We start from the raw sequence: 14,929 nt of genomic DNA on the forward strand, positions 1-14,929 counted from the left end.
TAAAGCTAGCCAACCAACTCGTCGCATCCTGTCACACGGGTAACAGCCGTGTGGATATGCGCAAGCATGATCATTTGATCGATGAGATGTGATTTAACTCACAAGTAAAGCTTTAGTCGAATAGGCATGGAATGATTCATTCCGCCGCAGCTCCACGGAACGAAATTCCACCGGAACAAGCAAACAAAAGCCCATATGGCACCGCATACGGAAGAGAAGGCGAGAAACGCTCGACGCCGGTGCGTGTACCGGAGCGGGAGGCAGTCGCCGCCGCCCGCTCCGGGCGCTGTCAGAACGCGATTGCGGCGGTCAGCCGAGGGGCCCCGGAGCCGGGAGCGAGGACGCGGCGCGACGCTCGCCCGGGGTCGCCCGGCATGTCACGTCGGCAGCCGGGAGCTTACCGGTGGCCAGGTAGGAGTCGGCAGTGGCATCCGCGCACGGATTCGTGCTGTAGACGCCATGCCCCTCGCCCTCGTCGACCGTCACCATGCGCGAGCCCTTCAGCTGGCGGTGCATGGCGCGCGCGGTGACCAGGGGGGTCTGCGAGTCCCACTCGTTCTGCACGATCAACGCCGGGACCAGGTTGTTCACCTCGGTGGCGGGCTCAACAGGCTTGTCCCAGAAGGCGCATGGCATGACGCCCGCGGCGAAGTCCCCGTACAGCGGATAGCGCGCCGCATCCCGGACCGAGTCCCTGCGGTACGTCTCGGGGTCGCTCGGCCAGGAGGCATCACCGCACACCACGGCCATGGTGGCCGAGATGTCGGGCTCCTCGGGAGGCTCGGCGAGGTCCAGGCCCTTCGCGCTCCCCCCGGCTGCCTCCTTCAGCCGCACCACCCGCTCGGCCGCGTGCCGGACGGTGAAGAGGTCCGCCCGCACCAGGTCCCGGACGCCCGCGCCGTCGAGCGGAATCCCGTCGACGACGATGGGGTCCCGGTCGGCCCTTGCGACCACATCCCAGAAGGTCTTGCTCACCGCGGCCGGTGTGTCACCGAGGCCGTAGGTCGCGTCGTGTGCGGCGGTCCACTTCGTCCACCGCGCGAACGCCGGCTCCGCCTCCTTGCCCCAGACCCGGAACATCTCGCGCCACATCCGCGTCGGGTCGACGGCACTGTCCAGGACGAAGCGGTCGGCACGCCGGGGGAAGAGCTGCATGTAGACGGCGCCGAGGGCGGTGCCGTAGGAGACCCCGTAGTACGAGATCCTGCGCTCGCCCAGGACCGCCCGCAGGATGTCCATGTCGCGCGCGGTGTTGCGGGTGGTGATGTGCCGAAGGGTGTTCCCCGCCTTCGAACGGCACTTGTCGGCCACGGTCTTGGCCCACACCACGTTCTTGTCGAACGTCCGCAGCGGGCGCAGCAGCGTGTTCTCCTCCGCGCTGATGCCGCACCGCACGGGTGTGCTCCTTCCGACTCCCCGGGGGTCGAACCCGATGAGGTCGTAGCGGTCCTTCACCCGCTGGGGCAGCTGCCGGTCCAGTTCGAGCGGCATCTCGAGGCCGGGCCCGCCGGGGCCGCCGGGGTTCGAGAGCAGTACGCCGTGGCGCTTGTCGGGAGCGCCGGTCCTGAGCCGGGATATCGCGATGTCGATCTTCTTGCCGCCGGGGGCGCGGTAGTCCAGCGGAACCTTCAGGGTCGCGCACCGGAGAGTAGCGGGAGTGTCGTTGCCGCACCGCCCCCAGACCGGCTTCTGCTGGGTGTACGGACGCAGGCCCGCGGCCTCCACGGAGGCGGGCGCCGAGCGGGCCGATGGGCTCGCGGCGGCCGGGGACGCGGCCAGGCCGGGCGCCAGAGCCGCCATCACGCTCACCGCCAACAGCGGTACGAGCGGTCGTCTTTGCATGCGGACGATCCTTCCGATGGACATCGCGGGACATGAGCGATCATGTCCTGGTGCGCCTGTCCCGCGACTCATCCGGAAGGCCCGACCATCTCCAACTCACGCGCCATGTCCGGCGGTTGCGTCTACTCCGCTGGGAGGAGTACCCAACAGGACTCGCGAGCAGTTCATATGGCCCGATGCCCGGCGATTACCGCGTTCGGGTGTTGTGGCGGACCCGGTGCAACCAGCTGGACCCCGGAACGCTTCCTGACCGACACAGGCATTGCCCGCACGTCGTGAGGAAGCCGCCATGACTTCACCCGCCATCATCCTGCCGACCGTCGACTGGGACGCGGAGGCCGACTTCCTGCTGCCCCCGCCCGACCCGACGCAGCGCCTGGACATGGCCGCCCCGACCGTTCTCACGCCCCGCGACCGACACCGCCTGAGCCTGCACGCGACGCTCACCACGGCCGGCATCCCTCCCCACCCGGACGACGCCAAGGCCATCGACGCACTGAGCACGCTCGACGACACCGTCGCCCTCGCGATCTGCCGCTGGCTCAGCACCCATGCCCAGCCGGCGACCCCGCTCACGTGACACCGCACGGCGGTTCACCGCGTTCCGCCCGCGGCGGCAACGCAAGGACAGCCGGTCAGCCCCGGTGGAAGAGGTCCTGCGTGTCGACGCGCTCCCAGCGTGAGCGCGGGGCGGGCACCCGCGGGACCTCGCGGTTCTGGGCCTGCCATTCACGTACCAGCGCGTCATAGATCGGGGATTGCGAAGCTGGCTCCCCGACGCCGCCGGTCCTGGTCTCGGCACGGGGCGGCCGCGGCGAAGGGACCCCGTTCCCCGCATCGCTCATGCGCAGTCCAACGATCCTTTCCGCTCCCGGCACTTCGAGAACTCGTCCGCGTCCGGCATGAAGCCCGCGGCATGCGCATGCCGCGGGCTTGATGGAGCGTCGGAATCAGATCGCTGACTCCATGGATCGTCTGGGCGCGGTCCTCGAATTCGTGCTCGCACCCATTCAACGCCGACCTTCGGCGTCAGTGTCGCTCTTGAAAGTGCGACACACGTTTGAGTGACAGATCTGTGCGAGTCGGTTGCCCGGAACCTCGTCGGTCCATACTCTCCGCCCGGCCTGGTGCTCAGCCGACGTACGCCGCGAGGTGTTCGCCGGTGAGCGTGGAGCGGTCGGCGACGAGATCCGCGGGCGTGCCCTCGAAGACGATCTTGCCGCCGTCGTGGCCCGCGCCGGGGCCGAGGTCGATGATCCAGTCGGCGTGCGCCATGACCGCCTGGTGGTGCTCGATCACGATGACCGACTTCCCCGATTCGACGAGACGGTCGAGCAGCCCGAGCAGTTGCTCCACGTCCGCGAGGTGCAGACCGGTCGTCGGCTCGTCGAGGACGTAGACACCGCTCTTCTCCGCCATGTGGGTGGCCAGCTTGAGCCGCTGCCGCTCGCCGCCGGACAGCGTGGTGAGCGGCTGGCCGAGGCTGAGGTAGCCCAGCCCCACGTCGGAGAGCCGCTCGAGGATCTTGTGGGCGGCCGGGGTGCGCGCCTCGCCCTCCCCGAAGAACTCCGCCGCCTCGGCCACGGACATCGCGAGCACCTCGCTGATGTCCCGTCCACCGAAGGTGTATTCGAGGACCGCAGGCTGGAACCGCTTCCCCTCGCAGTCCTCGCAAGGGGTCTCGACACTGGCCATGATCCCCAGGTCGGTGTAGATGACGCCCGCGCCGTTGCAGGTCGGGCAGGCGCCCTCGGAGTTGGCGCTGAACAGCGCCGGCTTCACGTCGTTGGCCTTGGCGAACGCCTTGCGGATCGGCTCGAGGAGCCCGGTGTACGTCGCCGGGTTGCTGCGCCGCGAGCCCTTGATCGGCGCCTGGTCGACCGAGACCACCCCGGCGGACGCGGGGACGGAGCCGTGGATCAGGGAGCTCTTGCCGGAACCGGCGACACCGGTGACCACGCACAGCACCCCGAGCGGGACATCGACGTCGACGCCCTGCAGGTTGTGGCGGGTGGCGCCGCGGATCTCCAACGTGCCGGTGGACTTACGCACCGTCTCCTTGAGCGCGGCCCGGTCGTCGAGGTGACGGCCGGTGACGGTGTCGCTGGCCCGCAGCCCGTCGACGGTGCCCTCGAAGCAGACGGCTCCACCGGCCGTACCGGCGCCGGGCCCGAGGTCGACGACGTGGTCGGCGATCGCGATGGCCTCGGGCTTGTGCTCGACGACGAGCACCGTGTTGCCCTTGTCCCGCAGTCGCAGCAGGAGCTTGTTCATCCGCTCGATGTCATGGGGGTGCAGGCCGATGGTCGGCTCGTCGAAGACGTACGTGACGTCGGTGAGCGAGGAGCCGAGGTGGCGGATCATCTTGACGCGCTGGGCCTCGCCGCCCGACAGCGTGCCCGCGGGCCGGTCGAGCGAGAGATAGCCGAGACCGATCTCCACGAACGAGTCGAGGGTCTGCTGCAGGGCGGTGAGCAGCGGCGCCACGGACGGTTCCTTGAGGCCGCGGACCCACTCGGCGAGGTCGCGGATCTCCATCGCGCAGGCGTCGGCGATGCTGATCCTCTTGATCTTCGAGGACCGGGCCCCCTCGCTGAGGCGGGTGCCGTCGCACTCGGGGCAGGTGGTGAAGGTGACCGCGCGCTCCACGAAGGCCCGGATGTGCGGCTGCATCCCCTCCTTGTCCTTGGAGAGGAACGACTTCTGGATCTTGGGGATCAGGCCCTCGTAGGTGAGGTTGACGCCGTTGACCTTGACCTTGACCGGCTCGCCGTAGAGGAAGTCCCGCAGTTCCTTCTTGGTGTACTTGCGGATCGGCTTGTCCGGGTCGACGAAGCCGGACTGGGCGTAGACCTGCACGGTCCACTGACTGTCGGACTTCCAGCCGGGGATGGTGAACGCGCCCTCGGCGAGCGACTTGGAGTCGTCGTAGAGCTGGGTGAGGTCGATGTCGGAGACCGTGCCCCGGCCCTCGCAGCGCGTGCACATGCCGCCGGTGCGGTTGAACGTCGCCTTCACGGTCTTGGTCTTGGCGTTACCGCGTTCGACGGTGATCCCGCCACTCGCCCTGACCGACGCGGTGTTGAACGAGTACGCGCTGGGCGGGCCGATCTGCGGCTTGCCGAGGCGGCTGAAGAGGATGCGCAGCATCGCGTTGGCGTCGGTGGCGGTGCCGACCGTCGAGCGGGGGTCGGCGCCCATCCGCTGCTGGTCGACGATGATCGCGGTCGTGAGACCGTCGAGAACGTCGACTTCGGGCCGCGCCGGCGTCGGCATGAAGCCCTGCACGAAGGCGCTGTACGTCTCGTTGATCATCCGCTGCGACTCGGCGGCGATCGTGCTGAACACCAGGGAGCTCTTGCCCGACCCGGAGACGCCGGTGAACACCGTCAGGCGTCGCTTGGGGAGCTCGATGCTGACGTCCTTGAGGTTGTTCACACGCGCGCCGTGCACACGGATCAAGTCGTGGCTGTCGGCGGCGTGGAGCGCAGGCGACTGCGTGGTCTTCCTCTTGGCCGGGCTCATGGTTTCTCCATCTGTCGGGCGGAGCCGCTCGCGCGGTCTCCGTCGTTGTCGCCTGGCTCGATCTGATCTTCGTCGAGCGCTATGTCAGGTTCTACTTCGTCGGCGTGATCGCGGCAACGGGTCGCTGTCCTTCCGCTTGGCGGCGTCAGGTCGTGGCGCACGATCGCGGGGGCGCCGCCCTCAGCGCAGCTCCTGGATGCGGAGCATGTTGCCCGCGGGGTCGCGGACGGCGCAGTCGCGCACACCGTAGGGCTGCTCGGTCGGCTCCTGGACGATCTCGGCGTTCTTCGCCCGCAGCCGCGCGAAGGTGCCCTCCAGGTCGGCGGTGGTCAGGAGGATGCCGGCGTAGGTCCCCTTGGCCATCATCTCGTCGATGGTTCGGCGCTCGGCCTCGGTGATGCCGGGGTCGGCCGCCGGGGGCTGCAGGACGATGGAGGTGCCGGGCTGGTCCGCGGGGCCGACGGTGATCCAGCGCATCCCGTCGTATCCGACGTCGTGGCGGACCTCGAAGCCGAGGCAGTCGCGGTAGAAGGCCAGGGAGGCGTCCGGGTCGTTGTGCGGGAGGAAGCTCGCGTGAATGGTGACGTCCATGGAGTTCACGCTAGGCGCGGCTCGGGGGCCGGCGCTTCTCGATTCCTGACCGGTCGGGCCCGGCCGGGGTTCAGCCGGGGCAGATCAACGAGGTCAGGGCAGGTCAGGACATGCTTCGGGGGCGGCACCGGATGGTGCCGCCCCCGATCGCCGCGCCCGTCGTCAGGACTGGGGGCGGCTGCCGTGGTTCGCGCCGTTCTTGCGGCGGGCCTTCTTCTTGCGACGTCGCTTCGAGGACATGGGTACCTCCGTGGTTCCGGTGTTGCTTCCCGGGCGCGAGCCCAGGCGATCATGCACTCCCTACCCAGGACGACGCCGGGTAATGACGTGTCCTACGACACGATGTGGACCACCTGTGTCAGCCCGCGCCCCACAGGGCGCTCGGTCAGGCAGGGAGCGCCTCGACGGTGGGCACGACGGTGCCGAACAGGTCGGTGATGGTGGTCAGCGCGGCACTCTGGAGCGCGGCGGCCTGCAGGACGGTGCCGTCCGGGGCGGTGAGCGAGCGGGTGGCGGTGGCCTCGGCGACGACGGTGGGGCGGTAGCCGAGGTTGAAGGCGCCCTGGGCGGTGTAGTTGACGCACATGTGGGTCATGAAGCCGGCAAGGACCAGGTCCTTGCCGCTGCCCGGGGCGATACCCAGATCGGTCAGCGTCTTCTCCAGTTCGGTGGCGTGGAAGGAGTTGGGGAACTGCTTCACCACGACCGCCTCGCCCTCCACCGGGGCGACCTCGTCGCTGATGGCCCCGATGTGGGCGCGGATGTCGTAGGGGGTGCCTTCACCGCCGTCGTTGAGGACGTGGACGACCGGGGTGCCCGCGGCGCGGGCACGCTCCAGGAGGCGGGCCCCGGCCGCGAGGGCCTCCTCGGCGCCGTTCAGTGCCATGACGCCGGTGCGGTAGGTGTTCTGGAAGTCGATCAGGACCAGTGCGGATTCGCTCAGCCGGGGCGGCTGATTGTCCAGGCCGATCACGGCGCGCAGGGGGGTGGAGGGCTGGTTCGTGTGCGTGGTCATGGGGTGAGGAACCTTTCGTGTTCCGCCGTGGATCACGGCATGGGACATGGAGGAATCAGGCATGGCGAAGCCGCGGGTCTCGCCTGTGCGTGGGCGTGCCTGTGCGGTGACGGGGTCAGGTGGACTGGACGCGGAAGCGGCGGCGGTAGGCCGCCGGGGTGGTGGCGAGCTGCCGGTTGAACGCCCGGTGCAACGTCTCCACCGAGCCGAGCCCGGCGGCGGTCGCGACCTGGTCGAGCGGTCCGTCGGTGGTCTCCAGGAGACGGCGCGCCACCTCGACGCGGGCAGCCTCCACGTAGTCGGCGGGGCTGGTGCCCGTCTCCTGTTTGAACACCCGGGCGAAGTGCCGTTCGCTCAGGCACATCCGGGCCGCCAGTGCCGCCGCCGACAGGTCCTCGTCGAGGTGCTCGGCGATCCACAGCCGCAGTTCGTCGATGTCACGGCGGGCGGAGGCGGGGCGGCTGAGGGGTACGGAGAACTGGCTCTGCCCTCCCTGGCGCTTGAGGTACATGACCAGTTGCCGGGCCACCGCAAGGGCCACGTCCTCGCCCTGGTCCTCGGCCACGAGCGCCAGGGCGAGATCCAGGCAGGCGCTGATCCCGGCCCCGGTCCACAACCGGCCTCGGTCGGTGCGCACGAAGATCGGGTCCGGGTCGACGACGACGGCCGGGTGCTCGGCGGCGAGCTGGGCGGCGGTCGACCAGTGGGTGGTCGCCGTCTTCCCGTCGAGGAGTCCGGCCGCGGCGAGCACGTGCGCGCCCACGCACACCGAAGCCACCCGGCGGGCCTGCGGAGCGGTCGCCTTCACCCACTCCACGACGTCCGCGTCGATGCGGGCGACCGGGCCCTTGTCGGTCATGTCGACCGCCCCGGGCACCAGCAGGGTGTCCACCTGCCCGCGGACCTCGTCGAAACCCAGGTCGGCCAGCAGCCGCACCCCGGCCGACGTACGGACCTCACCGGCGACCGGTCCCGCCAGGCGGACCTGGTATCCGGCGCGGCCCGCGGTCTCCCGCCCGGCCAGGGCGAAGACCTCGGCCGGGCCGGTGACGTCGAGGAGGTCGACATCGGGGAAGACCGCGATGACGACACGGTGCGGAGTGGGCATGCACCCATCCTCACCGCGCCGACCGATGGCCGCAATGACGGTTCTCTGTCACATCCGGACATCGCATACGGGCATCGCATCCGGCCGGCACATCCGGACATGCGCGGAGGGAACATTCGTCCAATACGGCCGCTTCCCGCTTCGGCAAGTCTGAGGGCGCACGACCGAGGGGCTTCAGCATCAGTCGAAGGGAAGCAACGATGGCGTACGACGACACCACGACGAACGACTCCGAGAACGTCCGGGACGAGGGCGCCCGCGAGCTGGTCGCGCAGCTCGTGTTCGGAAGCCTGGCCGCACAGACCGTGCGCGCCGCCGTCCGGCTGCGGGTCATGGAGCTGATCGGCGACAAGGAGCGGTCGGCAGCAGAGATCGCCGCCGAGGCCGGGGCACGCCCCCAGCCCATGACCAGGCTGCTGCGCGCTCTGGCGAGCCTGGGGCTGCTGCGCGAACACACCGCGGGCTCGTTCTCGGTGACCCCCGCGGGCGCCACGCTGGACCCCGGGCACCCCGACTCGATCACCTCGCTCGTACGGATGTTCACCGAGCCGACGATGCTGCGTGCCTGGGAGCACCTGGACGACAGCGTCCGGACCGGTGACGTCGCGTTCGACGCGATCTTCGGGAAGGACTTCTTCGCCCATCTGAAGGAATCACCCGACCTGTCCGCGGAGTTCAACGCGGCCATGAGCCAGGCCGTCAGGGCGACCGCCGCCGTCCTGCCGCACGCCTACGACTTCGGCCGCTTCACCACCGTGACCGATGTCGGCGGCGGGGACGGCACCCTGCTGAGCGCGGTGCTCCGCGCGCACCCCTCCCTGACGGGCATCATCTACGACACGCAGGAGGGCCTGGCCCAGGCTCCGGCGACGCTGGAGCGCCAAGGACTCACGAAGCGTTGCTCCCTGGTGGCCGGGGACTTCTTCCGCGAGGTTCCCGAGGGCGCCGACGCGTTCCTGATGAAGAGCATCCTGCACGACTGGTCGGACGACCAGTCGGTGGCGATCCTGCGCCACTGCCGTGAGGTGCTGCCGCCGTCGGGGCGCGTACTGATCGTGGAGCCGGTCTTGCCCGAGGTCGTCGACGCGGAAACCGCCGGGCTCACGTATCTCAGCGACCTCAACATGATGGTCAACGTGGGCGGCAGGGAACGGACGCGACCCGACTTCGAGGACCTGTGCCGCAGGGCAGACCTCACCCTGACCTCGGTGACCCCGCTGACGCGGGCGGAGCCGTTCTGCCTGCTCGAGGCGACGGCGACACGCGTCACGACCTGATCACGTACTCCATGTTTCAACCGCAGGTGATCTAGCGTGTTCCACCTGGCACAACTCTGGGGGGACATATGCGCGTTCGCGCTACCGCGGCCGTGGCCGCCATGCTTCTGGCCGCTCTGACCGCGTGCGGCGGAAGCGATGGCGGGGACGGCGACAAGGACGACCCGAAGTCGGTGAACGACTCGGAGGGCTCGGCCTCGAAGAAGGTCGACTGCTCGGACGAGGACATCAGTCAGGCCGACTGGACGAAGCACTGCTCCGACGAGGGCGCCGGCGCCGAAGCGGACGGGGCCGAGGAGAAGGCGACGGGCCTGAAGTTCGGCGAGTCCTACACCTGGCCCGACGGCCTGAAGGTGACCGTCACCGAGGCGAAGGTATTCACGGACCACAACGCCGAGTTGATGGAGTCCGCCGAGCCCGGCAACACCGACTTCCGTGTGCGGCTGAAGCTGACGAACTCCGGCAAGTCCGCCGTCGCCCTCGACGACCTCTCCCTCATCGTCGAGGGCGCCACCAAGGGCGGCGAGGCCTCGCAGACCGCGTTCGAGAAGGGAGCGGAACCACTCGAAGGGCGCCTGGCCCCAGGGGTGTCCGCGACGAAGACCAACGACAACGTGCTGGAGACGAAGTACGGCAAGAAGATCATCGTCACGGTGCAGCGCAGCAGCGAGGCCGCGAACCTGGACTTCCCGGAGTACACCGGAGCCATCACCGGCTGACCTGGAGCGGCGGGTCCGCGGAAGCGCGGCGCCCCGGATCGGCCTCGCCTTCAGATCGGGCTCGAGCCCGTCAGAGGAAGCGGCGGATCGGGCGTACGGACAACTCGCGGGCCCGTTGCAGGACCGAGCGTCTCTTCCAGCGGCCAGGGCGGATCAGGTCGCTGACCGTCACGTCGTCGTCGAAGTGCTCGTCGAGCGTCGCGGTGAACTCCGGGTCAAGGACCGCGAGCATGACTTCCTCGTCATGGTCGAGGGAGCGGCGGTTGAAGTTCGTCGAGCCGATGAGTGAGGCGACGCCGTCGACTGTGATGATCTTGGCGTGCATCATCGTCGGCTGGTACTGGAAGATCTTCACCCCGCACGCGGTGAGATCCTCGTAATAGTGCTGGCCGGCGAGGTGGCTGACCCTCTTGTCGGTGTGCGGTCCCGGCAGCAGGATCTCCACCTCGACGCCGCGCCGCGCGGCCTCGCACAGCAGCTCGATGAAGTACGCGTCCGGGGAGAAGTACGCGGTGGACAGCCGGAAGCGCTCCTCGGCCGACTCCAGCATCACCCGGATCAGGGTCTGCATGTCCTGCCAGCCGAGGCTGGCCGAGCCGCGCACCACCTGCACGATGGCGTCGCCCTGCGGGGCCTGCTCGATGAACCGGTCGCGCTCGTCGAAGAGCTCGTCGTGGCTCTCCGCCCAGTTCTGCGCGAACGCCGCGGCGATGCCGTCCACCGCGGGTCCGCGGACCTCGACATGGGTGTCGCGCCACTCGTTCTCGTTGCGCGCGTCGCCGCACCACTCCTGCGCGATTCCCACCCCGCCCGTGAACGCGCTCTCCTCGTCGACGACGAGAACCTTGCGGTGGCAACGGTGATTCTGCTTGAGCGGAGAGAGGTACAGCGGCTTGCGGAACCACGCCACCTGCACCCCGGCCCGGTCCATCGCGTCGAGCTGCTCGCTCTCGATCAGCCGGCTGCCGAACCCGTCGAGGAGCAACCGCACCCGCACCCCGGCACGAGCCCGCTCCGCGAGCGCCTCGGCGAACTGGTGAGCGATGTCACCCTTCCAGTACACGAAGGTCATCATGTCCACGGTGTGCTCGGCCCGGCGGATCCCGGCGAGCATGGCCGCGAAGATCTCGTCCCCGTTGCGCAGGGGCGTGAGCGAGTTGCCCTCGGTCGCCGCGATGCCTATCAGCCGCTCGAGGCGCCGTCGTATGCGCGTGACGCGGTCCTCCATGGACGGTGCGCCCACCCCGTCCCGGGTCCCCGGAGTCAGCTCGGGCGGTTCCTGCGTGCTGGTCATCGTGTCACCTGGCCGGTACGCGAAGGGAGTCATCAGGCCGCGGCGCCCGGTCCGGCACGGGCTGAGCGGCGAGCCGACTGTACCGGTCCACTCGCCGGGGCGATCGGGCCCCCGCGCATACACCTGGCCCGCTCGGGCACACGGCACTCACGCCTCGAAACAGGGAGCCTTTCGTGATCATTGTCGGCATAGTCGCTGTCTGTATCGTTCTGGCCGTTCTCGCGTTCTTCGTGCCGCGCCTCTCGCGGCACCCCGAGCGGGGAACCCAGCGCACTCTGGGGGCCGGTTCACGCGCCGGAAGCAAGGCCCCCGGCATCCTCGGCCGGCTCTTCAGCAAGCCGTTCCGCAGCAGTTCCAAGGCCGTGGGCCGCAGTGGCTCGGCCGGCCGCCGGACGCGCGGCCGCATGCCCTTCTGACCCGGCTCACAAGCTCGCGAGGAGGTCGTCGAGCGGGGCCGGTGTCAGCTCCGGGTCGAGGGCCTCGACGAGGAGGCGGCCGTAGCGGATCTTGCGGCCCTTCTTCGTTCCGAGGAAGCGCCTCAACTGCTGTCCCCGGGGGCGGTCGTGCTGGGCCGGCTGGTGCAGGAAGGTCTGCCAGGCCCGCAGGTCACCCCCGTCCCGGACGGTCTCCTCGACCCTCGCCGTGCCCAGCGCGCGGATGAGTTCGTCCTCCAGGTCCGACACACAGACGAAGAAGTCCCGGCGCGGCGCCCGGGCCCGCTCAAGGCCCCGGTCGTAGAAGCGCCGTTCGCCCACATCGCACAGTCCTGCCAGCCGCAGGTCGAGACCGGGCGGCCCGAGGAGCTCGGCGTAGCGGCCGATGCTCATCGCGCCGCCCATCGCGACGACGCACACCCCTTCGGCGGCGAGGTCCCGGCCGCGCCGCGCGGCCAGCGCCTCGACTGCCTCGCGGTCACTCGGCCCTTCGAGCAGCACCGCCGTCCGCACCCCGACCCGCACGGCCAGCTCGCTCGCCGCCCCGCCGGGCCCGCCGGCCGCCCACGCGGCGACCGCGTCCCGGAACGCCCCCATGTCCGCCATGGGGCGAGTGTGCACCGTCATCGACGCCACGGCACGCGATATTCGACGCCCGGCATGGTCCGGGCCGCGCCCTCGTCGGTCAGTCCTGCCAGGACCAGTCCCGTACCTCCGGCAGGTCCACGCCGTGCGCGCGCACGTAGGCGTGGTGGCGCAGCCGCGCGTCGTTCATCCGCTGGCGTACCTCGACGGCACGGACACCGAGTCCGGGCACCCGGTCGACGACGTCCATCACCAGGCGGAAACGGTCCAGGTCGTTGGCGACGACCATGTCGAAGGGCGTGGTGGTGGTGCCGCGCTCCTTGTAGCCGCGGACATGCAGGTGCGGGTGGACCGCACGCCGGTAGGCAAGGCGGTGCACCAGCCACGGGTAGCCGTGGAAGCCGAAGATGACCGGCTTGTCGCGGGTGAACAGCGCGTCGAACTCCGCGTCCGGCATGCCGTGCGGGTGCTCGCCCTCAGGCATCAGCCGCGCGATGTCCACCACGTTGACCACACGCACCGCGAGCTCCGGCAGGTGGCTGCGCAGCAGGCTCGCGGCGGCCAGCACCTCCAGGGTGGGTACGTCCCCGGCGCAGGCAAGGACGACGTCCGGCTCCTGATCGGGGGCTTCCGTGCCGGCCCAGGTCCACACTCCGGCGCCCCGCGCGCAGTGGGCCCGTGCGTCGTCGAGGCTCAGCCAGTCGAAGCCGGGCTGCTTGCCGGCCACGACGACGTTCACGTAGTCACGTGAGGCGAGGCAGTGCTCGGCGGTGGACAGCAGCGTGTTGGTGTCCGGGGGCAGATAGACCCGTACGGCCTCCGGGCTCTTGTTGAGGACGTGACCGATGAAGCCCGGGTCCTGGTGCGAGAAGCCGTTGTGGTCCTGGCGCCACACGTGGGAGGTCAGCAGGTAGTTGAGCGAGGCGATCGGTGCCCGCCAGGGCAACTCGCGGGTGGTGCGCAGCCATTTGATGTGCTGGTTGACCATGGAGTCGACGATGTGCACGAACGCCTCGTAGCAGGAGAACAGTCCGTGACGTCCCGTCAGCAGGTAGCCCTCGAGCCAGCCTTGGCAGGTGTGCTCGGAGAGGATCTCCATCACCCGCCCGTGCCGGGTGAGGTGTTCGTCGACGTCGTAGATGTCTTCCTGCCAGGCCTTTCCGGACGCCCCGTAGACGTCGTCGAGCCGGTTGGAGGCCGTCTCGTCCGGGCCGACGATCCGGAAGTCGCGCCGCTCGGCGGTGTCGGCCATCACCTGGCGCAGGTAGCCGCCGAGGACTCGCGTGGGCTCGTTCAGGGTGGCGCCCGGCTTGTCCACGTCGACCGCGAACTCCTCGAGCGGCTTCAGCGGCAGCGAGCGCAGCAGCAGCCCGCCGTTGGCGTGCGGGTTGGCGCCCAGGCGCAGCTCGCCCCGCGGGGCGATGTCGACGAGTCCGGCTGCCGGGCGCCCCTCGGCGTCGAACAGTTCCTCCGGTCGGTAGGAGCGCAGCCACTCCTCCAGCTGCCGGCGATGCTCGTCGCTCTCCCTGACGTTGGAGAGCGGCACTTGGTGCGCGCGCCACGTGCCCTCCACCGGCTTCCCGTCCACGGTCTTGGGGCCGGTCCAGCCCTTCGGGGTACGGAGCACGATCATGGGCCAGCGGGGGGCCGGGGCATCCTTCGCGCGCTCGGTGTCCCCGGCGGCCCTGGCCTCGCGCTGGATCGCCGCGATGCGGTCCAGGCAGCGGTCGAGGGCGACGGCGAAGTCCCGGTGGACCGCCATGGGGTCGTCGCCGGTGACGTGCACGGGCTCGTACCCGTACCCGCGCATCAGGTCGTCGAGCTGGTCCTGGGGCAGCCGGGCCGGGATCGTCGGGTTGGCGATCTTGTAGCCGTTGAGGTGCAGGATGGGCAGCACCGCGCCGTCGTGCACCGGGTCCAGGAAGGTGTTGGAGTGCCAGGAGGCCGCCAGCGGTCCGGTCTCGGACTCTCCGTCGCCGATGACGCACACCGACAGCAGGTCCGGGTTGTCGAACGCGGCTCCGTAGGCGTGCGAGAGGGAGTAGCCGAGCTCGCCGCCCTCGTGGATGGAGCCGGGCGTCTCGGGGGCGACGTGGCTCGGCACTCCGCCGGGGAACGAGAACTGCCGGAAGAGGCGGGTCATCCCCTCTTCGTCCCGGGTGATGTCGGGGTAGGTCTCGGTGTACGTGCCGTCCAGCCACGAGTTGGCCAGGACGGCGGGCCCGCCGTGTCCGGGGCCCCAGACGCAGATGGTGTCCAGGTTCCGCGCCTTGATGACCCGGTTGAGGTGGGCGTGCACGAGGTTGAGTCCGGGCGAGGTGCCGAAGTGGCCGAGGAGGCGTGGCTTGATGTCCTCGACGGTGAGGGGACGTCGCAGCAGTGCGTTGTCCATCAGATAGATCTGGCCCACGGAGAGGTAGTTCGCTGCCCTCCAGTACCGTTCCAGCTCCTGCAGTTCGGCGTCGGAGGGTGGTTCGGCGGGTGAGGCCGGGTGCACCGCGGGGTCGCCCATGGCTGTTCCTTCCGATAGATGACCGGC

General features: G+C 69.7%; 13 protein-coding genes. 4 read left to right on the top strand and 9 right to left on the bottom strand.

The features are described 5' to 3' along the window. Positions 1 to 309: 309 nt before the first annotated feature. Entirely contained in the window at positions 310 to 1,842 is a 1,533-nt protein-coding gene (locus tag ACWD02_RS12450; protein ID WP_451208210.1) for an alpha/beta hydrolase, read from the bottom strand. Positions 1,843 to 2,131: 289 nt separating this feature from the next. Between ACWD02_RS12450 and ACWD02_RS12455 the strand changes: the two genes are divergently transcribed. Next, positions 2,132 to 2,422, top strand: a complete 291-nt coding sequence (locus tag ACWD02_RS12455) for a hypothetical protein (RefSeq protein WP_451208213.1) — start codon at positions 2,132 to 2,134, stop codon at positions 2,420 to 2,422. A gap of 551 nt (positions 2,423 to 2,973) precedes the next feature. Here ACWD02_RS12455 and ACWD02_RS12460 read toward each other — a convergent pair. From ACWD02_RS12460 to ACWD02_RS12480, 5 genes are all read right to left on the bottom strand, one after another. Beyond that, positions 2,974 to 5,367: an ATP-binding cassette domain-containing protein gene (locus tag ACWD02_RS12460; protein WP_451208215.1), complete on the bottom strand. Its 2,394-nt coding sequence runs from the start codon at positions 5,365 to 5,367 to the stop codon at positions 2,974 to 2,976. 180 nt (positions 5,368 to 5,547) lie between these two features. Then, positions 5,548 to 5,958: a VOC family protein gene (locus ACWD02_RS12465; protein WP_451208218.1), complete on the bottom strand. Its 411-nt coding sequence runs from the start codon at positions 5,956 to 5,958 to the stop codon at positions 5,548 to 5,550. 162 nt (positions 5,959 to 6,120) lie between these two features. Continuing rightward, positions 6,121 to 6,198, bottom strand: coding sequence for a 50S ribosomal protein bL37 (locus ACWD02_RS12470; RefSeq protein ID WP_370443954.1), 78 nt, complete (start codon positions 6,196 to 6,198; stop codon positions 6,121 to 6,123). Between the two features lie 145 nt (positions 6,199 to 6,343). Further along, positions 6,344 to 6,973 carry a cysteine hydrolase family protein gene (locus ACWD02_RS12475; RefSeq protein ID WP_451208221.1) on the bottom strand — a complete coding sequence of 210 codons (630 nt, stop codon included), beginning with the start codon at positions 6,971 to 6,973 and terminating at the stop codon, positions 6,344 to 6,346. Between the two features lie 115 nt (positions 6,974 to 7,088). Continuing rightward, positions 7,089 to 8,081 carry a GlxA family transcriptional regulator gene (locus ACWD02_RS12480; protein ID WP_451208223.1) on the bottom strand — a complete coding sequence of 331 codons (993 nt, stop codon included), beginning with the start codon at positions 8,079 to 8,081 and terminating at the stop codon, positions 7,089 to 7,091. Positions 8,082 to 8,281: 200 nt separating this feature from the next. Between ACWD02_RS12480 and ACWD02_RS12485 the strand changes: the two genes are divergently transcribed. Beyond that, entirely contained in the window at positions 8,282 to 9,358 is a 1,077-nt protein-coding gene (locus tag ACWD02_RS12485; protein ID WP_451208226.1) for a methyltransferase, read from the top strand. Positions 9,359 to 9,426: 68 nt separating this feature from the next. Continuing rightward, positions 9,427 to 10,077 (top strand): hypothetical protein, encoded by a 651-nt coding sequence (locus tag ACWD02_RS12490; protein WP_451208229.1) that lies wholly within the window; start codon positions 9,427 to 9,429, stop codon positions 10,075 to 10,077. A 70-nt stretch (positions 10,078 to 10,147) separates the two neighbouring features. Here the strand turns inward: ACWD02_RS12490 and ACWD02_RS12495 are convergent, their stop codons facing one another. Continuing rightward, positions 10,148 to 11,371, bottom strand: a complete 1,224-nt coding sequence (locus tag ACWD02_RS12495; protein WP_451208233.1) for a phospholipase D-like domain-containing protein — start codon at positions 11,369 to 11,371, stop codon at positions 10,148 to 10,150. Between the two features lie 173 nt (positions 11,372 to 11,544). On the opposite strand from ACWD02_RS12495, the gene ACWD02_RS12500 reads away from it, so the two are divergent. Beyond that, complete coding sequence (locus tag ACWD02_RS12500; protein WP_367047630.1) at positions 11,545 to 11,787, top strand: DUF6411 family protein; 243 nt, start codon at positions 11,545 to 11,547, stop codon at positions 11,785 to 11,787. Between the two features lie 6 nt (positions 11,788 to 11,793). Here ACWD02_RS12500 and ACWD02_RS12505 read toward each other — a convergent pair whose 3' ends face one another. After that, complete coding sequence (locus ACWD02_RS12505) at positions 11,794 to 12,411, bottom strand: TOPRIM nucleotidyl transferase/hydrolase domain-containing protein (protein ID WP_451208236.1); 618 nt, start codon at positions 12,409 to 12,411, stop codon at positions 11,794 to 11,796. A gap of 79 nt (positions 12,412 to 12,490) precedes the next feature. Continuing rightward, positions 12,491 to 14,902: a phosphoketolase family protein gene (locus ACWD02_RS12510; protein WP_451208239.1), complete on the bottom strand. Its 2,412-nt coding sequence runs from the start codon at positions 14,900 to 14,902 to the stop codon at positions 12,491 to 12,493. Between the last annotated feature and the right edge of the window lie 27 nt (positions 14,903 to 14,929).

The sequence above is a fragment of the Streptomyces sp. NPDC002853 genome (assembly GCF_053591915.1).